This window comes from Bacillus thuringiensis (assembly GCF_022095615.2).
GTDB lineage: Bacteria > Bacillota > Bacilli > Bacillales > Bacillaceae_G > Bacillus_A > Bacillus_A cereus_AG.
This window is the reverse complement of sequence record NZ_CP155559.1, coordinates 1,204,080-1,222,760: the sequence shown is the minus strand read 5'-3', so window position 1 is coordinate 1,222,760 and position 18,681 is coordinate 1,204,080. Positions and strand designations below refer to the sequence as shown.

Below are 18,681 nucleotides of genomic sequence, written 5' to 3'. Positions count from 1 at the left end.
TACTACTATTGTAAAGAAAGAGGATTTCATCTTCAAATTTGGTGCACAAACCTATACCTGAATAGGTAACCGTCGTGTCTTATAAACAACATGTTTAATATGCTATAACAGTAACTATCGGAAGTAGGTGAAATATATATGTGTGCCGGCCTTCTCGTCCAGCTTCCCGAGGAACCGCTAGAACCGAGACCCGCCCTCCCGCTAGAACAAGAATTTACTGTGAGTGTAACTTTATACAGTGCTCGCGCTTGGTTATCTGACAATGACACTTTCTCACAAACTATTTGGAAAGCTACCCGCTTTGCTTCTGCATCACACGCTCGCAAATCCATCTTTCCAGTTGGTACTGTTAAAATTTTAAATTTTTCTGAGGATACAATAACAGTTACTATATCCTCAGAATCAGATGATGCTCTCAAAATAATCGTCCCTCCTCGTTCCGAAGCTGCTTTAACGTCTAGTTCTTTAACTGATGTGCAAGCAAGTACATCAGGAGGAGCGAGTAAAGTCACATTCCTCTTTCATATCTTTTTCTCAAGGGATCCTGGTCCAGATAAAAAGCCATAAAAAAGGTACAGTTATGCACTGTACCTTTTTTCACGTGTTCTATTCTCTTGATTTGATTAGTTCAACATTATAAGATTCAATATCCGTTAGCTTTCCTGTAAAATATGGATTTTCTCTATACCAAGACTGTTTTGAAAAATACGCTTGCATATCTTTCGTTTGAAACATATGTCCATGTCTTGCGTATATTTCGTTTCTCGCTATTTTCAATTGCTCTTTCGATAAATACGTTAGATCTGAACTCGTTAATTTTCGAGCATCACTGTCAGGGAAAATGAAGCCATTATATACATACCGAGTCGTAGACGGCGGAGTAACATTGTAAACAACTGTTTTTTCTGTACTTTTCTTCTGGAATGGAAGATTATACGAAGGAAATGCCGTTACCGTTTCTACCTTCGTCGCTTCCCTTCCATTTTCTCCATTTCGTTCTAAATAAATCGTAGCACTTCCATCAGTTGCTACCGGCCCCCACGTAATTTCTTCTCCCGCTAGCGCTGTAACTGGTTTTTGATTCACGTACAATGTTGCACCAGGCGTGTTCGTTTGCACTGTAATATATTGACCTTGCAACGTTAAATCTATCGTTACGTTATTTTGACTTTGTTTCATAAGTACAACCTTTTCCTCACGTGATAGTTTCACATAGTCATTTTTATATTCTGATTGAAACACTTGAGTCCCTGGAAGAAACGGCCCATATTGCTTCTCAAACTTTTTGTCATCTGTTTTATCAATTTCTTTTCCGTTCATTTTTAAAGATGCACCTTTTTCATTTGAAAGCAACGTCGTATAATACGCCTTCGCTTTCAATTTATACCGATCAAATAAAAAGAAATACTTACCGTCTTTCGTTAACGAAAAATCTGCTCTTTCGATTCCGTCCCCTCGTTTTTCACCTTGCCTCAAATAGTCTTTCAATTCATTCACGTAAGATGGATTTTCTTTTATATACGAAAATAGTGGCATTAAACTCTCTCTCGTTACAATAACTGATGGATCATCTACCGTGACGATTTCAGCTAACTTCTCCCCGTCCCGCTCTTGTACAATAGTAATCATCCGATCTACTTGCGCAGCCTGCGTATAATACGATGATCCATATACATACAAACCGACAATCGCTATAACAAGTAGTGCTAAAAGTGTAATGCCAACTTTTGTACCACTGCTCATTTTCTTCTTTATTACAGGGTGTCCCCTTTTCTTACCGCAGTTTTGACAAAATTGCACACCGTCTTCAAACTGAGTCCCACACTTTGTACATACATTCATCCATTCAACCACCTTTTCGTTAGAAGCCAGTTAATCCCTGTGTAAAGGTTTGAATTATCGTGCTAATGTAAGACCACAGTACAATGAATGTTGCAATTCCAATTAAAACATTTGCGATAAAAAGTGTGTAGACAAGATCTAATCCACCGTTATCTAGTTTTACTATAGCTACAATTATACTAATTGCCATATACGTTGTAGCCAGCCCTAATAAAATTGGTAAGAAAAAGATTAATAAAAAGCTAAAAAGAAAAGAAAGCACTAATATCCCAATAGCTGGCGTCGCTATCGTTCCCCATATACCAAATACTTCAAGAAACGAAAAAGATGATTTCATCATCTTCCCACTTACAAAAATAATAAATCCGACAAATAAAGTTAAAATTAATAAAAATAAAAAGACCGTTACAGTGTCCAAAAAGAATGTAGGAGTAGAAACATCTGGCACCAACGTTCTCGTAAGCGCTGCCCCAGTGCTCATTATTCTATAAAAAATACATGCTCCTAAAAAACAAATAAGAACAAGACTTGCAATTCCATTTCGTACTTCAACATTTCCACTTTTCATAATGGCTGTCGGTGCTTGTAATGCTTGTTTAAAGAACTGAAAATAGCCACTTGCAAACCGCTTCGCTTGCTCTACTGTTTCATTTGGTCGAGTTTCCTTTGCTTGTGCCGCGCGCGCTTGTTCCGGCCCTTCTTCTCGGCCGCTACTTACCACTACTTCCTCCGTCAACGAATGTCCACAATTCCCGCAAAACTTTGCCTCTGTTGCATTTTCCGTATGACACGCTGGACATTTCATTCTCTCATCCCTCCTTAAGCATATACCGTATAGGGTGTTACAAATTCAATATATGACTTTGTACATAAAACATGACTACAAGAAAAAGATTCTGAAGTCCTTCTTTCAAAAGAAAATATATATGCTAGCAATCTTGAAAAATAATGCTATTATGAAACAGAATAAATAATATTTTTAACAGATTGGATGAAAAACAATGGAATTTGTAAACTCAATTTTTCAAATACTCCTTACAAGCGTAATCCAATTATTTTCTTTAATTGGCGTTATCATTGTAATTGGATTTCTATTAGGCTATTTAGAATCTCTCACACGAATGTATTGGTCGAGAGCTTTCGGAAGAAAAGGATTCCTTTTAACTGCGTGGATTGGTGTTCCGATTCATGAACTTGGACATGCAATTATGTGTGTACTATTTCGTCACAAAATTGTAGCAACGCAGTTTTTTCCAACAGATACAAGTCAAGGTGCTTTAGGCTACGTACAACATCAATACAACCAAAAAAGTGTATATCAACGAATTGGGAACTTCTTCATTGGGATCGGTCCTATTATTTCCGGTATTACTGCGTTAATCCTTTTAATGCGCTATTTCGTACCAAATTCATATTTCTTATTTAATACAACTCTCGAAAAAACAATCGCTTCTACTTCTATTAATGTAGAGATGGTTCAAAACATGCTCTTGTCGACGTTCGTATTATTGAAAAGCTTATTTACAATAAGTAATTTATTGAATCCTTCCTTTTGGCTATTTTTATTTATCGCCATTTGTATTTCTGCACATATCGCTTTAAGTAAACCAGATATTAAAGGATCAATAGACGGTGTCATCGTCATGTTTATCGTGTTATTTTTATTCAACATCATAGCGGGACTGTTTCAGTATGATAGCAACCAACTAATTGGAAAAGTGATGAAATATAATATGTATCTCATTGCATTTTCTAGTGTGGCACTGCTTTTCTCTTGTATTTCTACACTTGTTAGTTTTGGATTTTATAAAATAAGAGGAGGGCGTTCGTTTTGAACGCCCTCTTCTTATTAATTATTTCCCTTATAATCACAATGCTCAACCGGAACACGAGCATGCCCCTCTTCATCCGTACACCATGACTGTGATTGGAAAGCAAGAAAGATACCAACCCATTCTTCTTTCTTCTCAAAATGAATGAGTATTCCTCCGTCTTGCCATATACCATTATCACCTTTCCATTTTTCTACATTCCCTTGATTCATATGAATATCGTGTATCCCGTTTCCTGGTTGGAAATGAAAGTAAGAATCGGGTGTATTTTCTTCTGGTCCCCATCTTTCACCAAACGCGTAAATAATTGCTTTTTCTTCTATTGCTCGTTTTATATAACGTTCTATTTTTTCATTTAAATCATTATCTACTCCTGCTTTTTCAGCAGGTAAAGGAACCATTTGTTTTGAATCAAATACATTACCTCTTACGTAGTCTAAAGCAACTTTCGGTTCATTGTTTTTTATTTCTGTAAAACCGAATGGTAATGTCGGTAAAATATGAATCGCCTCTGACCGAATATTGTCGCTCGCAAAATATAAAACTTCTGACGGATAACTTTGCGATTTCACGTTAATTGCAATACGATAATCTACTCCTGCTTCATCTTGTAAATGAACTTGATAATGAGGTGTTTTCCCTTTTCCAATCTTTGATTGTATAACTGTACCTTTTAACACGCCGTAGTTTTTTAGGGGCATACATTTCATCTCCTATTCATTTAGTAGAAGCTTTTCATACTTAAGGCATTATCCATCCAAAAAGAAAATCCTCCTATGTTAGGAGGATTTTTAATTTCTCAACATATACCAAAAGATAACCTCTACCACCACAAGCAAAACCGCACCAAAGATCATTAACGTCGTCTTCTTTAATAATTCATTTTCACGATACGGGATGTTACATAAATACGCACCTAGCGTAATACGTGACGGGCAAGCGATTGTCGCTACTGATGATGCGGTGTTTTGCAGTGTTGTGACGTATTGCCATGGGAGTGCTACGTTTTGCGCCGTTTGCATTTGTAGTTTTATAAACATCGCATTTGATCCTGCGTTACTACCTGTTAAAAAGCCACCAATTCCACCGATAAACGGAGCAACGAAAACGAAAAATATACCGAATGTTTCACCAGCTGTTTTTGCAAGTAATGAATGCATGCCAGATGCACCCATTAGTTCTGAAATGGCGATAAACATTGTCGTCGTAATCGCAAATGGAATCCATTGTTTTATCGTTTGTGAGAGTGATTGTTTAATAATATGAGATGGTATCTGGAAGAAAACAATCGTAAATAAGCATGTCATACCGAGCCAAAATCCTGGTGAATACAGCATTTCTAATTTGTAAGAGTATGATTTTAGATCAAGGACGGCATATGATTTAAATACATCATGCAATGCTGGTACGAGGCGAGAAAGTAAAATACAAACAGTTAAGAATATATAAGGGCTAATAATTTTTATAATAGATACTTCTCTCTCCGTTGCCGCAGCATGTTCTGTCATTAGATTTTGCTCACTTTTCCCTTTTAATTTAATGATAAGAAAGCCAAATGTAATTGTAACGATGGAACTTAATATACCTGCTAGTTCAACACTCACGTATGCGTTAGAAAGATAGATTCCGAGAGAAAATAATAGAAAGAAACCGAATCCTTCTTTCCACTTTTCAATAACAGCCTGCCAACCACCAACAACGTGTAAAGAAAGAATGACGAAATAAGCAAACATCGGAATGCTTAGTAGTGCCGTATTCGTGCCAAGTGTTGTAAGCGGCATATTTATAAGCTGCGAACCGATAATCGTACCAGTTGCCATTGCGCCCCATGAACTAGCTAGTAAGCCGATAAATGAGAGTAGTACAGCTTGAAACGGTTTATAGCCTAATGAAAGAAAAATAGGTGCTGCGACCATAAAGCCAATTCCAAATCCACTCACTGATTCAATTAGCGGACAAAGACCAAAACACATAAGAAGCATTTGTAATAAACGATCGTGCGTCACTTCTTCTAAAAAACGCGCTACTTGATCGATGTACCCCATTTTGTTCATGAGGTGAAATAAAAAAATACCGAAAAACAACACGTACCCGACAATAAAACAAATTAACCAACCTTTAATCGTTGCGTGCACAGTTTCACCTATCCCTAGCTGAAACGTTGGCGAGAGTAAAACGATTCCAACAGACACAACGTAAGCAATTAACGAGGACCTTAATGACGTTTGTTTAAATAAAAATAAACAAATGAAAATCATCATAATTGGGATAAGTGCCAACAATATGGCCATGTTATCATCTCTTTTCATTAAAAATACAATTTTAACTATTATATAACAGATACCATAATTTTCAATTGTTTTTACAACAGGTTCAAAAAAGGAGCCATTTAGCTCCTTTTTGAATCAATCCCATTTTCTTTTATCCTGAAAAACGCTCTGCTGTCCGACTATTTTGTCTAACACAACAAACACAATATACGCACATATTACTTGCAATACAACATTTCCAAATTTCATTAATTCAAATGAATGGATCCAGCGAAATAATTCGTTCAATAATACAATCGAAACGATACTAAATAGTTCTATGCTAACCGAAAATATACATACTTCTAAAATAGATTGCTCTTGAATTCTGTTTAAGTTGGAAAAGATGAATACATACCCTAAAAATAGAGCCATCACCTCTATTGTCGTCATGCTAATAAGCCAAGCGTATAGTGGTACAGTTAAAAGAAGATATAGTAGTTTCCGTCTTAGCATGCCTTCTCACCCTCTAAGTTATATGTATTTTTTGTATATTTTAACATTTATTACACAAAACAAAAAGAAGAGACTTATGCCTCTTCTTTTTGTTCTGTTGCCTGTATTAATTCACATATTTCTTCTCGCTTTTCATTTTCTAGCAGCTCAATGACTTTACTTCCAACGACTACTCCATCACATATTGTAATCATTTCTTCTACATGTTCCTTTGTTGAAATACCGAACCCTGCCACTACCGGTAATTGCGTATGTGATTTTACTTTTTCTAAGTAACTATGAATCTCACCTTTAAAGTTTTGACGTACTCCTGTTACGCCCGCCACTGTAACGGCGTAGACGAATCCTTCTGATTCACTCGTAATTTTTTCGATTCGCTCAATTGGGCTCGTTACTGTAACGAGTGGAATTAGCGCAATGTTTGCCTCTCGAAGTAACGGGGCAATAATATTTTGCTCTTCATACGGTAAATCCGGAACGATCATACCATCTACCCCTGCTTCTATACAGTTTTCGATGAATCGTTCTTTTCCGAATGCGAGTACTGGATTTAAATATGTCATGAGTACAAACGGAATTTGTACCTCTTTCCTTACCTCTATTAATGCTTGAAAAATGCCTTTTAATGTTACACCGCTATCTAGCGCTCGTTTCCCTGCTCTTTGAATCGTTGGACCGTCTGCGACTGGATCTGAAAACGGAATACCGATTTCAACGATGCTTGCTCCTGCTTCGTCTAAAAAACGAATTCTTTCTTTTAATTTTTCAAGGCCACCATCTCCGCCCATTACGTACGGAATAAATGCTTTTTTACCATTTTCAAACGCTGCTTTAATTTTTTCTACTCCCATTTTTTACACCTCTTCCATATAACGTTTTATACTCTCTACATCTTTATCACCACGGCCAGATAAACAAATGACAAGTCCTTCTTCTTTCTTCATTTTTGGCGCTAATTTTAATGCATATGCGACAGCATGTGAACTTTCTAATGCCGGAATAATCCCTTCTTTTTTCGTTAATAATTGAAAAGCTTCTAACGCTTCTTCATCCGTAATTGAGTGGTAAGAAACACGGCCGATATCTTTTAGCAAGCTATGTTCTGGCCCCACACCCGGGTAATCGAGTCCTGCTGAAATAGAATGAGCTTCTTGAATTTGTCCTTCTTCATTTTGCAGAAGGTACATCATCGATCCGTGTAAAACACCAACGCTACCTTTCGTTAAAGTCGCTGCGTGCTTTTCTGTATGAACGCCTTTTCCAGCTGCTTCTACACCGTAAAGAGCGACTTCTTCATCGTGTACGAATGGATAAAACATGCCCATCGCATTACTACCACCACCAATACAAGCGACGACTGCTTCTGGTAACTTCCCTTCTAACGCTTCATATTGTTTTTTCGTTTCTTTCCCAATTACACTTTGGAAATCACGGACAATTTGCGGGAATGGATGCGGTCCGAGAACGGATCCCATAATGTAGTGTGTATCGTGCACGTGTGAAACCCAGTAGCGAAGCGCCTCGTTTACCGCATCTTTTAGTGTGCCACTACCTGCCGCTACACTTTCTACTTTCGCTCCTAGTAATTCCATTCGAAACACGTTTAATTTTTGCCGTCTCACATCTTCTTCTCCCATAAAGATGACGCATTCTAATCCGAGAAGAGCACATACAGTAGCGGTTGCAACACCGTGTTGTCCAGCCCCTGTTTCAGCGACAACTTTTTTCTTGCCCATTCGTACTGCAAGAAGTGCCTGACCAATTGTATTGTTAATTTTATGAGCTCCTGTATGATTCAAATCTTCACGTTTTAAATAAATTTTTGCACCGCCGCAATACTTCGTCATATTTTCAGCGAAATAAAGCGGTGTTTCTCTTCCGATATACGTTTTTAAATAATGATTTAATTCCTTTTGAAACTCTTCATCTTGCATCGCTTCTTTATATGCTTCTTCTAGTTCTAATACAGATTGCATTAACGTTTCTGGAACGTATCGTCCTCCGTATATACCGTAGTGACCTTTTTCATCTGGATATGCGTAATTCATTTGGAACACTCCTTCGCTTTTATAATAAATTGTTTTATTTTCTCTACATCTTTCTTTCCTTCTGTCTCTACTCCGCTACTTACATCGACCATGTACGGCTGAATAGTTCGAATCGCTTCTTCTATATTAAAAGCGTTTAATCCACCTGCTAATATCGTTTTCTTTTGCACTTCTTTTGGCATATGCTCAAGTAATTCCCATGAAAATGTCTTTCCATTTCCTCCATGAAACTTTTCTTTTGGACTATCAAACAATATATAATCTGTTTCATATGCTTGAGCGTCTTTCATATCACCTTCTGAAGCTACTCCGAGCGCCTTTATAGACGGAATATTCAATCTTTTGATTTGATGATTGTCTTCATCCCCATGTAGTTGCACATGCGTTAACCCACATTCATCTGCAATTTTCTGTATCTCTTCTACTGATTCATTTACGAAAACACCGATTTTTAATACGTTTGCTGGAATCTCCTGAATGATTTCTTTCGCTAGCCTTGGAGTGATTTTCCGCTTACTTTCTGCAAAAACAAATCCGAGTGCATCAGCTCCGTATTCACAAGCACGTTTTGCCGTTTCAATATCAGTGATGCCGCAAATTTTCACTTTCATATGTTCACCTTACAATCTTCAAAAAAGGTACGAATAGAAGATGATGTCATAAGTGCTTCTCCAACTAATACACCTTTCGCTCCAGCTCGTTTGACACGAATAATATCTTCTTTTGAATGAATCCCGCTTTCACTAATCCAAAGTAATTTCTCCTCGTTTAATCGTTTTCCAAGCTTTTCTGTTTGGCTTAAATCGACTTCGAATGTTTTTAAATTACGGTTGTTAATACCGATAACGTGCGGATTTAATTGGATCGCAATTTCTAATTCCTGTTCATCATGCACTTCAACAATTGCTTCAAGTCCTTTTTCTAGTACGTAGCTATACAGCTCTTGTAACTTCTCTTTCGTTAACGCCGCTACGATTAGTAAAATAATATCTGCGCCAGTTTCATACGCCCTATCAATTTGAATCTTATCAATTATAAAATCTTTACATAAAAGCGGAATGTTGCTTTCCATTCTTGCCGTTTGCAAATCATGAAATGAACCTTTAAAAAATTGACCGTCTGTTAAAACAGAAACTGCTCCTGCGCCGCATTCTTCATATGTTTTTACTTGTTTTCGTACATCAACGTGTAAATTGATATCTCCTTTTGATGGTGATGCTCGCTTTACTTCTGCAATAACAATAAACTGCTGTAATGCTTCTACAAGTGAATGTATCTTTCTACTTTCTTTTAATGGTGTATACGTTTCATATAATGCCGCAACTTCCTTTTTCTTTTGGTCTACAATTTTGTCTAAAATCGTCCCCATTTTAATTCACCCTTTCTAATTTTTCATTACTTGCTGCAATTAATAAGTTTAGTTTGGCTAATGCTTTTCCTGAGTCAATACTATGTGCCGCGAGTGTAATTCCTTCTTCAATCGTTTCTGCTTTTCCATTCGCGAAAAGGGCTAGACCTGCATTTAATAAAACCGTATCGCGGTAAACACTCTTTTCTCCGCTTAATACCCCGAGCGTAATCTTTGCATTTTCTTTCGAATCTCCGCCTCTAATTTCTTCGTTTTTCACTATTGAGAAACCATATTTCTCAGGTTCAATACTCGTTTCTACTATTTCATTATCTTTTAAAATGACAACATGATTTTCTCCTTGCAATGATGCTTCATCTAGAAATCCACTTCCATTTACGACAAGCGCTTGTTTTCTGCCTAGTTTCTGTAATACTTGCGCAACTGGTAGTAACATATCTCGTTTATAAATGCCGACAAATTGTGTTTCTAAATTCACCGGATTCGTTAAAGGACCAATTAAGTTAAAGATCGTCGGCACATTTAATTCTTTTCTTATTTTCATAATGCGCCTTAATGCTGGATGCATCGCTGGTGCAAATAAAAATGCAATGCCGACATGCTCTAATAAATAATCAATTTCGTTTGGCGTACTGCTAATATTTACACCGAGTTCTTCTAATAAATCTGCACTTCCTGTTTTACTAGAAACAGCTCGGTTACCGTGTTTTGCAACCTTTACGCCAGCTCCTGCCAGTACGAATGCCGATGTTGTACTAATATTAAACGTTTGGGCACCGTCACCACCCGTCCCGCAATTGTCCATCGCTCCTTGTATATGGTTCGAAAACGGTAATGCCTTTTCACGAAGAGCTCGAACAAGGCCATATATTTCTTCTGCCGTTTCACCTTTCGCCTTCAGTAAGACTAAGAAAGCTGCAATTTCACTTTCCAATATGTTTTCATTTAATAAAAGAAGCCCTGCTTTATACATTTCCTCTTCTGTTAAATGTTGTCCCTCCACTAATTTACGAAGATAGTTATTCATACTCTTTCCTCCTCCTTCACTTCGCCTAAAAAGGCACGTATTAACTTTCCGCCTTCTTCTGTCGCGATTGATTCTGGATGAAACTGTAATCCGAATAACGGATAATAATTGTGACGAACTGCCATAATTTCTCCATCGTCCATCGCTGTCGCTAGTATGTCAAAACACTGTGGCAAACTCGTTTGCGCTGCAACAAGTGAATGGTAGCGCATCGCTGTTAGCGGCTGTGTCACGTATGAAAAGATTGACGTTCCGTTATGTTTCACGCGTGATGTTTTTCCATGCTTAATGCGCTCTGCTCTAACAATTTCTCCTCCAAATGCTGATATAATTGCCTGATGTCCGAGGCAAATGCCTAATATGGGAACGTTCTTATAAAAATGACGAATCACTTCGATACAAATGCCAGCATCCTCTGGTTTTCCTGGTCCTGGTGAAAGCACAATTCCTGTAGGATTCATCCCTTCTAGCTGTTCTATCGTTATTTGATCATTTCTTACGACTACAATATCTTCTTCGTATTCACCTAACAGTTGATACAAGTTATATGTGAATGAATCATAGTTATCAATTAGTACAATCATTTCATTACCTCCAATAGTGCTCTCGCTTTATTTAACGTTTCTTCATATTCAGCTACTGGGTCTGAATCATAAACAATTCCCGCTCCTGCCTGAACGTATGCTTTTTCATCCTTTACAACCATCGTTCGAATGGCGAGCGCCATATCAAGATTCCCTGAAAAACTAACGTATCCAACTGCTCCTGCGTATACATTTCTTTTTTCATTCTCTAGCTCATTTATAATTTCCATCGCTCTAATTTTCGGAGCACCTGACACTGTTCCTGCTGGTAAGCAATACGCTAATGCATCAAATCCACTCATTCGTTTTCGCAATGTTCCGTAAACTTCGGATACAATGTGCATAACGTGAGAGTATTTTTCTACTTTCATATATTTATCTATCGTCACGGATCCAATTTCACTTACTCTGCCAATATCATTCCGCCCAAGGTCCACAAGCATCATGTGCTCCGCTCGTTCTTTCTCATTTTCTAACAGTTCTTTCTCAATTTCCGCATCCTCCTGCTTCGTTCTCCCTCTCGGCCTCGTACCGGCAATTGGATTCGTCATTACTTTATCCTCTCTTACCGATAACAAACTTTCCGGCGAAGAACCGAGTACAACATAATTTTGAAAATCGATATAGAACATATATGGTGATGGATTGGCAATCCGAAGTTTTCGGTATAACGCGAATGGATCACCAATACATTCACTTTGCAAACGCTGGGATAATACGACTTGGAATATGTCCCCAGCCTGAATGTACTCTTTCGCGGTTTCTACCATCGCGTAAAATTCTTTTTCTTTTATAGAGGAAGTGAATGATAATGTTGATCTTATTTCAGTTACTTCCGCTTCTTCTCCCTGTAGCACTTCCTCTTTATATACTTGCAATCTTTCATATACTTCTTCATAAGAAGCTGTATCATCTTCCCTGCATACATATACAAATGATAATTTTTGGCGTAAGTGGTCATACACGATAAACTCACGGTACAATAAAAGATGCACTTCTGGAATATTCAATGGATCGTGTAAATCTGCACCAATGTTTTCATATTGCCGGATGACGTCATAGCCAATATAACCAACTGCTCCTCCGCAAAATGGGAATGGACTGTCTACTTGTGCTGACCGGGTTTCTTTTTCTAACACTTGTAGTACGTTACCTTGCAGCTTTTCTGCCCGGCCATAAATCGTTCGTTCCACTTCCGTACCAACGCTTTTCACTTCACCATACGGATTACATCCTAAGTAAGAATAGCGTCCTTTATCTTGATGAAGCTGGGAGCTTTCTAATAAAAACTTTTTCTTTCCCTTCATACGTCTATATAAAGAAATTGGCGTAATGCTATCTCCTTCTTCTTCAGCGATTACTAAAAATGCTTTTCCTTGTTCGTTTTGCTTCATAAATTCGTCTTTTGTCACCATGCCTTTCACCTCACTCCGAAAAATAAAAAAAGTCCCCTACATATCGAAATATGTAGAGGACGATAAATTTACCGTGGTACCACCTCATGTTGGACGCAAAAGCATCCCGCTTTATTCAGGTACAAAATATATACCTTATCCTTGTAACGGCGGAACCCGGGTTGCCTACTAAAAATAATTGTTCAGCATACCTCTCGTAAGCCCATTCCGTATATGGCACCGCACCGGGCTCCCACCTATCCCCGGCTCTCTGTAACGTCTCCAATATACGTACTCTTCTTACTTCAACGATTTCATTTATTTAATTTTTTGTACACAAAAAGGGAGTACTCATCCTATAGAAAGGACGGGTACTCCCGTGGTGCCACCTTAATTCGTTACAAATGTAACGCACTTTACCGTATCAAAAACAATACGTGTCTCTTGTATCGATGAGATCATGTCGCCAAAGCCTACTTCTTTCGTTTCGGTTTGGAAGCTCCGAAGCCCATTCCACATCAATTCCATACTGATTCGCACCAACCATCAGCTCTCTGACATGTTCATCATGTGTACTCTTCTTCATCAACGCTTGCATTTTTTTAAGTTGCACTCATTATAGACCTAACTTTTTTCATAAGTCAATACTTTTTAAAAAAATTTATTTTTCTCTCCTTTCAATATTATATTGACAAAACAACCTCTTTTTATGTAAATATAATAAATACTCTATTAAAAATAAGGTTTTTTGTATGAATATTATATATTAAAAAAGTAAAATGATGTCAAAAAACGCTTACATTTCTGAAAATTCGTATTTCTGTATGGATTTTTCAGAATAATCATGATAGATTATAAATATGCAAAACGCATCAAAAGACATGACAAAAGGAAGGGGAACTACATGAGTACGCAGATGTTAACTTTAACTTCAATCTCTATCTACATGCTCGGGATGTTAGTAATTGGCTATTTCGCCTATAAACGAACGTCCAACTTAACAGATTATATGCTTGGCGGGCGTACACTAGGCCCCGCAGTAACAGCATTAAGCGCTGGAGCATCCGATATGAGTGGTTGGCTTTTAATGGGATTACCCGGTGCAATGTTTAGCGTTGGATTAAGTAGTAGTTGGATTGCGATCGGCCTAACACTAGGCGCATACGCAAACTGGCTATATGTCGCTCCTCGCTTACGTACCTACTCTGAAATTGCAAACAACTCTATTACTATCCCAGAATTTTTGGAACACCGTTTCCACGACAAATCTCATATGCTACGCTTAGTATCCGGACTTGTTATTATGATTTTCTTTACTTTTTATGTAGCTTCAGGATTAGTTTCAGGCGCCGTATTATTTGAAAATTCATTTGGTATGAACTACCACGTTGGATTATTCATTGTAGCTGGCGTTGTTGTAGCTTACACATTATTTGGTGGTTTCTTAGCAGTAAGTTGGACAGACTTCGTGCAAGGAATCATTATGGTAATTGCTCTTATTCTTGTTCCTATCGTAACAATTATGAATTCGAACGGACTTGGACCTGCATTTGATACAATTCGTTCTGTAGATCCAACACGTTTAGATATTTTTAAAGGTGCCTCTACTTTGGGGATGATTTCTTTATTTGCATGGGGCCTTGGTTATGTTGGACAACCTCATATTATCGTACGCTTTATGGCGATTTCTTCTGTAAAAGAAATTAAAAGCGCACGAAGAATTGGTATGAGCTGGATGATTTTCTCTGTTGTCGGAGCTATGTTTACTGGCCTTATCGGTATTGCTTACTACTCACAACAAGAGTTAACATTATCTAACCCGGAAACAATTTTCCTTGAACTAGGAAAAATTTTATTCCATCCACTTATTACTGGATTTTTATTAGCAGCGATTTTAGCAGCGATTATGAGTACAATTTCATCTCAGTTGCTCGTTACTTCTAGTGCTATAACAGAAGATTTATATCGTACATTCTTTAAACGTTCTGCTTCTGATAAAGAGCTTGTATTTGTTGGCCGTATGGCTGTACTTGTTATTGCATTAGTTGGGTGCGCATTAGCGTTTAAACAAAATGATACGATTTTAGCTCTTGTTGGATACGCTTGGGCTGGATTTGGTTCTTCATTCGGACCTGCTATTTTATTAAGCTTATACTGGAAACGCATGACAAAATGGGGTGCGCTTGCTGGTATGATTTCAGGTGCCGCTACAGTAATTATTTGGACTCAATTCAAATTCTTAAAAGATTTCTTATATGAAATGATTCCTGGATTCGCTATTAGTTTACTAGTAATCATAATTGTTAGTTTACTAACTAAACCTTCAAAAGAAGTTGAAGAGCAATTTGAGAACTTCGAAAAACACCATAGTCATAATCTATAAAAAGAAAGCTCTGCTGTTATCATAACAGCAGAGCTTTCTTTTTATTACAATTCGACAATCTTCTTCTCAAATTTAACAAATTCTTTATGTTTCGTTAAATTTAACATAACACTACTCCTTTATAGTAGTACTATCAGCACTTATACAGAAAGGGGACTCCAAAATGTTAGCAGCTTTCCAGCAACAACAAACACGAAAATTTTCACCTATCACAAATACTTCTGCTTCTCGTTTAAACATACAACCTAATCCACCCAAAATTTCTATTGCTCCTTCTGTTATTTCAGTCATTGGTGTTCATATGGAAAAAAATAAGTTAAAAGTAAGAACTGGACAAAGCACTGAGTTATCAGCTTCTGTTTTGCCAGTACAAGCAACGAATACGGAACTTATTTGGACAAATATGAATGCTGATGTTATCACACTGTATCCACAAGGAGATACGGTAACGATTACCGGAAAAAGTGCAGGTAGAGCAGTCGTAATTGTTACAACTGCTGAAGGAAAGTTCCGTGACCTATGCATTATTCATGTACAACCTTATATGACAAATCCAAAGTAAAAGAGTGGCTACGAAGCCACTCTTTTACTTTATTTCAATGTGTGAATTTTTACTTTTAACGTGATTGATGAATTGGTCTTTATCTTTAGGAGAAATAATTTCTGTTTGATGTGCGCCGTAAACAATTTCAAGTCGATCAAATGATAAGGCATAAGCTGCTATTGGATTTTTCGTATTTGAAATTTGTTTTATATCTCGTATAAATATGCGTTTTTTAACGAAACCCGATCTAATAATAATTGCCTCTTCTCTGACAATATATTTTGTTGAAAACCAACTCCAAATACATAATATCGCTAACGGAATTGTAAAAAATAAAAGAAAATATTCTCTCCCTGCAAATAGGGGAGCAAAACACGCTCCAATGACAACGAAAAAAATTGGATATAACCATATATCTTTTTTTGATGGAAATTCCACTAAACTTCCCCTCTCTTGATTTAAGTCAATGAACCCCCTCCTCTTCCCTATTACAATGAAAACAACATTAGAATAGGAGGACGTATTATGACTAAACGAAAGTATGCCTTATTTGCTGGCTTTTCTCTTCTTGTTATGGCATTCATTGCATTTTTTTCTTACGGTTTTGTTCATGAAAATCTCGTTGTACAAGAAGATGCGAGCGCGACATTCCATAATATCCAAACTTCAAATTCACTTTTCAAAGCGGAAATCTTCGGTTGGATTATCATTTTCATTACTGATATTGTCGCCGCGTGGGCTCTTTATTTCTTTCTAAAACCAATTCATACTAGCCTCTCATTACTAGCTGCCTTGCTTCGTCTTATGTATACAGCGATACTTGGGATTGCTATATTCAATTTAACATTTGTATTACTTCTTTCAAAAAGTACAGTTGCTAATTCAGAAGCATATACAATGTTATTTCTAGAAGCTTTTAAATACATTTGGTCTGTAGGGTTAATCATTTTCGGCTTACATCTTTTCACTTTAGGATATGTAACTTTTCTATCTAAACAAATACCGAAATTGATTAGTGTATTACTATTCATCGCTGCTATCGGTTATATCGTAATTCACGTCATGAATACACTGTTTTCACAATATGATACGCTCATCGCAATCATACAATCACTGTTCCAATTACCTATGATTGCAGGTGAATTAGGACTTGCGATATGGCTACTGTTGAAAGGTGGTAAATCCACTACTTAATTCGTTTCTTAATTCTACTTAATGACTCTGGCGTAATACCTAGATAACTCGCCAATTGATATTGAGGAACTCGATCGATTAAATGCGGTCGTTTTTGTAATAATGCTTTATATCGTTCTTCTGGTGTCGATGAGATAAATAAGGCAAGTTCATCTTGTACTTCACCAAAATTATACTCGACCATTTTACGCGTCATTTCTTCTAACTGTGAATATTTCTTATACATGTCCTTTTCACTATACAGGTCGCCAACTACAACTAGACAATCTTCTAGACACGTTAACGTATACGGGGATGATTTATCTTGTTTATGATGATTAAAATTTGCGATTGCTTGTTCTTCTGTATAAAAATTTGATGTAACTTCTTTCCCGGCTTCATCTATACAATGTTGTCTCACGCATCCTTTTAATACAAAATAACATTTCGAAGGAACATCTCCTTGCCTTAGGAGCACTGTTCCTTTTTTATATTCGCCAATTTGTAATTCACTGAGAATCATGTGCTGCTCTTCTTCACTTAGTGTTGTAAGGTTCTGCATATACTTCTTTAATATTTCTTCCATTTCCCTCCCCTTTCCCCTCCTACTCCCGTATTTCTATAAAACAAAAAGAGAAGTATTCCAACTTCTCTTTTCTCCTCTAACCTTATAATTCCTGTGTATACGCCGGCTCATTTACTACATTTTTTGCTGTTCGTTTTTGTTGTTGTAGTAAGAAAACAGATACGCCAAACAATACGAGCATGCTACCGATAATTTGCATGGCATTTAGTCTTTCCCCGAGTAAGAAGAACGCCAGTATAGATGCTCCAACAGGTTCTCCTAAAATACTCATTGAAATTGTTGTTGCATTTACGTAGTTTAATAACCAATTATTAATGACGTGTGACACTGTCGGTACAACCGCAAGTAAAAGAAAAACGGTCCAATCCCACTTCGTATAACCTGTAAAAGGCACTTGCAACACTATATTATAAATCCCCATAAAAATACCTGCGAATGCAAAAACTGTAAAGCTGTAAATCCAGTGTGATACTTTCTTTACTATCGTTTGCCCGATAAATAAATAACCGACAACCGCTATTACACTTAAAAAGGATAATATATCTCCATAAATTGCTTGTTCACTTAGTCCTAAGTCTCCCCAACCAATACACATTACGCCTAATATCGCAATTCCCATTGTCGCAATGGCTGAGTATGTCGTTCTTTCTTTAAATAAGAAAAAACCCCCAACTAAAGATACGATTGGTTGAAGCGCTAAAATAATCGTCGAACTAGCAACTGTCGTATGCTTTAAAGATTCAAACCATAAAAGAAAATGAAGTGCTAAAAAGAAACCAGATCCAACTAAAAATCCCCAATCTTTTATTCGAATCTTACTAAATTCTTCCCGTTTTTTCCAAACGATTGGCAGCATAATAAGTACGATAATCCATAATCGGTACATACTTAATATGGAAGATGGTGCTGAGGACATCTTTACAAAAACTGCTGCGAATGAAATGGCTATAATGGAAATTGCTAATGGTAGTGCGATTGATCTTTCTTGTTTCAAATTCCGTCTCCCCTCTCACCTGTCAAAAATCCCACTTCATTATATCCGTTTTCTTTCATAACTTAAATACTAATTTTTTAGATTCTTCGTACCATTATGGTAAAATAGAAACGAAAGCACCTATTAGTGAATATTTCTTT

General features: G+C 37.0%; 20 protein-coding genes and 2 other annotated features. Of the genes, 5 read left to right on the top strand and 15 right to left on the bottom strand.

The genetic code is table 11. The features are described 5' to 3' along the window. Positions 1–138 precede the first annotated feature (138 nt). Positions 139–567 (top strand): hypothetical protein, encoded by a 429-nt coding sequence (locus KZZ19_RS06290; RefSeq protein WP_088095593.1) that lies wholly within the window; start codon positions 139–141, stop codon positions 565–567. A 39-nt stretch (positions 568–606) separates the two neighbouring features. Here KZZ19_RS06290 and KZZ19_RS06285 read toward each other — a convergent pair whose 3' ends face one another. Next, positions 607–1,842, bottom strand: coding sequence for a zinc ribbon domain-containing protein (locus KZZ19_RS06285; protein ID WP_237979882.1), 1,236 nt, complete (start codon positions 1,840–1,842; stop codon positions 607–609). Between the two features lie 19 nt (positions 1,843–1,861). Further along, the gene (locus KZZ19_RS06280; protein ID WP_237979881.1) at positions 1,862–2,647 is read right to left on the bottom strand and encodes a zinc ribbon domain-containing protein; all 786 of its coding nucleotides are present in this window, start codon (positions 2,645–2,647) and stop codon (positions 1,862–1,864) included. A gap of 196 nt (positions 2,648–2,843) precedes the next feature. Between KZZ19_RS06280 and KZZ19_RS06275 the strand changes: the two genes are divergently transcribed. Further along, positions 2,844–3,677 (top strand): hypothetical protein, encoded by an 834-nt coding sequence (locus tag KZZ19_RS06275; RefSeq protein WP_237979880.1) that lies wholly within the window; start codon positions 2,844–2,846, stop codon positions 3,675–3,677. A gap of 14 nt (positions 3,678–3,691) precedes the next feature. Here KZZ19_RS06275 and KZZ19_RS06270 read toward each other — a convergent pair whose 3' ends face one another. From KZZ19_RS06270 to trpE, 10 genes are all read right to left on the bottom strand, one after another. Then, positions 3,692–4,375 carry a DUF2278 family protein gene (locus KZZ19_RS06270; RefSeq protein ID WP_237979879.1) on the bottom strand — a complete coding sequence of 228 codons (684 nt, stop codon included), beginning with the start codon at positions 4,373–4,375 and terminating at the stop codon, positions 3,692–3,694. Between the two features lie 90 nt (positions 4,376–4,465). Further along, a complete protein-coding gene (locus KZZ19_RS06265; RefSeq protein WP_237979878.1) occupies positions 4,466–5,965 on the bottom strand; it encodes an L-lactate permease in 1,500 nt (499 codons plus the stop codon). A 114-nt stretch (positions 5,966–6,079) separates the two neighbouring features. Further along, positions 6,080–6,439, bottom strand: a complete 360-nt coding sequence (locus KZZ19_RS06260) for a DUF4029 domain-containing protein (protein WP_237979877.1) — start codon at positions 6,437–6,439, stop codon at positions 6,080–6,082. Between the two features lie 74 nt (positions 6,440–6,513). Next, positions 6,514–7,290 carry a tryptophan synthase subunit alpha gene (trpA, locus tag KZZ19_RS06255; protein ID WP_237979876.1) on the bottom strand — a complete coding sequence of 259 codons (777 nt, stop codon included), beginning with the start codon at positions 7,288–7,290 and terminating at the stop codon, positions 6,514–6,516. 3 nt (positions 7,291–7,293) lie between these two features. Continuing rightward, positions 7,294–8,487, bottom strand: coding sequence for a tryptophan synthase subunit beta (trpB, locus tag KZZ19_RS06250; protein WP_088095586.1), 1,194 nt, complete (start codon positions 8,485–8,487; stop codon positions 7,294–7,296). Next, complete coding sequence (locus KZZ19_RS06245) at positions 8,484–9,098, bottom strand: phosphoribosylanthranilate isomerase (RefSeq protein WP_088095585.1); 615 nt, start codon at positions 9,096–9,098, stop codon at positions 8,484–8,486. Before KZZ19_RS06245 ends, trpB begins: the two co-directional genes overlap by 4 nt. Continuing rightward, positions 9,095–9,856 (bottom strand): indole-3-glycerol phosphate synthase TrpC, encoded by a 762-nt coding sequence (gene trpC / locus KZZ19_RS06240; protein WP_237979874.1) that lies wholly within the window; start codon positions 9,854–9,856, stop codon positions 9,095–9,097. Before trpC ends, KZZ19_RS06245 begins: the two co-directional genes overlap by 4 nt. A gap of 1 nt (position 9,857) precedes the next feature. Next, positions 9,858–10,883 carry an anthranilate phosphoribosyltransferase gene (trpD, locus tag KZZ19_RS06235; RefSeq protein ID WP_237979873.1) on the bottom strand — a complete coding sequence of 342 codons (1,026 nt, stop codon included), beginning with the start codon at positions 10,881–10,883 and terminating at the stop codon, positions 9,858–9,860. After that, positions 10,880–11,467, bottom strand: coding sequence for an aminodeoxychorismate/anthranilate synthase component II (locus KZZ19_RS06230; protein WP_088095582.1), 588 nt, complete (start codon positions 11,465–11,467; stop codon positions 10,880–10,882). Before KZZ19_RS06230 ends, trpD begins: the two co-directional genes overlap by 4 nt. Next, positions 11,464–12,882 carry an anthranilate synthase component I gene (trpE, locus tag KZZ19_RS06225; protein ID WP_237979872.1) on the bottom strand — a complete coding sequence of 473 codons (1,419 nt, stop codon included), beginning with the start codon at positions 12,880–12,882 and terminating at the stop codon, positions 11,464–11,466. Before trpE ends, KZZ19_RS06230 begins: the two co-directional genes overlap by 4 nt. Positions 12,883–12,934: 52 nt before the next feature. Beyond that, positions 12,935–13,179 (bottom strand) — a binding site (T-box leader). A gap of 42 nt (positions 13,180–13,221) precedes the next feature. Beyond that, positions 13,222–13,459 (bottom strand) — a binding site (T-box leader). Between the two features lie 306 nt (positions 13,460–13,765). Between trpE and putP the strand changes: the two genes are divergently transcribed. Both putP and KZZ19_RS06215 read left to right on the top strand, forming a co-directional pair. Further along, on the top strand, positions 13,766–15,244 hold the full coding sequence (gene putP, locus KZZ19_RS06220) for a sodium/proline symporter PutP (protein ID WP_237979870.1): 1,479 nt from the start codon (positions 13,766–13,768) through the stop codon (positions 15,242–15,244). A 163-nt stretch (positions 15,245–15,407) separates the two neighbouring features. Then, a complete protein-coding gene (locus KZZ19_RS06215) occupies positions 15,408–15,806 on the top strand; it encodes an Ig-like domain-containing protein (RefSeq protein WP_088095579.1) in 399 nt (132 codons plus the stop codon). Between the two features lie 24 nt (positions 15,807–15,830). Here the strand turns inward: KZZ19_RS06215 and KZZ19_RS06210 are convergent, their stop codons facing one another. Next, positions 15,831–16,226 (bottom strand): PH domain-containing protein, encoded by a 396-nt coding sequence (locus KZZ19_RS06210; protein ID WP_237979868.1) that lies wholly within the window; start codon positions 16,224–16,226, stop codon positions 15,831–15,833. 87 nt (positions 16,227–16,313) lie between these two features. Between KZZ19_RS06210 and KZZ19_RS06205 the strand changes: the two genes are divergently transcribed. Further along, complete coding sequence (locus KZZ19_RS06205; protein WP_237979866.1) at positions 16,314–16,982, top strand: DUF4386 domain-containing protein; 669 nt, start codon at positions 16,314–16,316, stop codon at positions 16,980–16,982. On the opposite strand, the gene KZZ19_RS06200 is transcribed toward KZZ19_RS06205, so the two are convergent. Beyond that, positions 16,975–17,547: a Crp/Fnr family transcriptional regulator gene (locus KZZ19_RS06200; protein ID WP_088095735.1), complete on the bottom strand. Its 573-nt coding sequence runs from the start codon at positions 17,545–17,547 to the stop codon at positions 16,975–16,977. The two genes, KZZ19_RS06205 and KZZ19_RS06200, sit on opposite strands and share 8 nt — an antisense overlap. Positions 17,548–17,629: 82 nt before the next feature. Beyond that, a complete protein-coding gene (locus KZZ19_RS06195) occupies positions 17,630–18,541 on the bottom strand; it encodes a DMT family transporter (protein WP_237979864.1) in 912 nt (303 codons plus the stop codon). Positions 18,542–18,681: the final 140 nt, after the last annotated feature.

Bases quoted from the DNA above. Each gene is read 5' to 3' on its own strand.
- KZZ19_RS06200 (WP_088095735.1), bottom strand. From the start codon at position 17,547: ATGGAAGAAATATTAAAGAAGTATATGCAGAACCTTACAACACTAAGT.
- KZZ19_RS06290 (WP_088095593.1), top strand. From the start codon at position 139: ATGTGTGCCGGCCTTCTCGTCCAGCTTCCCGAGGAACCGCTAGAACCG.
- KZZ19_RS06205 (WP_237979866.1), top strand. From the start codon at position 16,314: ATGACTAAACGAAAGTATGCCTTATTTGCTGGCTTTTCTCTTCTTGTT.
- putP (WP_237979870.1), top strand. From the start codon at position 13,766: ATGAGTACGCAGATGTTAACTTTAACTTCAATCTCTATCTACATGCTC.
- trpA (WP_237979876.1), bottom strand. From the start codon at position 7,290: ATGGGAGTAGAAAAAATTAAAGCAGCGTTTGAAAATGGTAAAAAAGCA.
- KZZ19_RS06270 (WP_237979879.1), bottom strand. From the start codon at position 4,375: ATGCCCCTAAAAAACTACGGCGTGTTAAAAGGTACAGTTATACAATCA.
- KZZ19_RS06265 (WP_237979878.1), bottom strand. From the start codon at position 5,965: ATGGCCATATTGTTGGCACTTATCCCAATTATGATGATTTTCATTTGT.
- trpE (WP_237979872.1), bottom strand. From the start codon at position 12,882: ATGGTGACAAAAGACGAATTTATGAAGCAAAACGAACAAGGAAAAGCA.
- KZZ19_RS06245 (WP_088095585.1), bottom strand. From the start codon at position 9,098: ATGAAAGTGAAAATTTGCGGCATCACTGATATTGAAACGGCAAAACGT.
- KZZ19_RS06285 (WP_237979882.1), bottom strand. From the start codon at position 1,842: ATGAATGTATGTACAAAGTGTGGGACTCAGTTTGAAGACGGTGTGCAA.
- KZZ19_RS06260 (WP_237979877.1), bottom strand. From the start codon at position 6,439: ATGCTAAGACGGAAACTACTATATCTTCTTTTAACTGTACCACTATAC.
- trpD (WP_237979873.1), bottom strand. From the start codon at position 10,883: ATGAATAACTATCTTCGTAAATTAGTGGAGGGACAACATTTAACAGAA.
- trpB (WP_088095586.1), bottom strand. From the start codon at position 8,487: ATGAATTACGCATATCCAGATGAAAAAGGTCACTACGGTATATACGGA.
- KZZ19_RS06275 (WP_237979880.1), top strand. From the start codon at position 2,844: ATGGAATTTGTAAACTCAATTTTTCAAATACTCCTTACAAGCGTAATC.
- KZZ19_RS06280 (WP_237979881.1), bottom strand. From the start codon at position 2,647: ATGAAATGTCCAGCGTGTCATACGGAAAATGCAACAGAGGCAAAGTTT.
- trpC (WP_237979874.1), bottom strand. From the start codon at position 9,856: ATGGGGACGATTTTAGACAAAATTGTAGACCAAAAGAAAAAGGAAGTT.
- KZZ19_RS06230 (WP_088095582.1), bottom strand. From the start codon at position 11,467: ATGATTGTACTAATTGATAACTATGATTCATTCACATATAACTTGTAT.
- KZZ19_RS06215 (WP_088095579.1), top strand. From the start codon at position 15,408: ATGTTAGCAGCTTTCCAGCAACAACAAACACGAAAATTTTCACCTATC.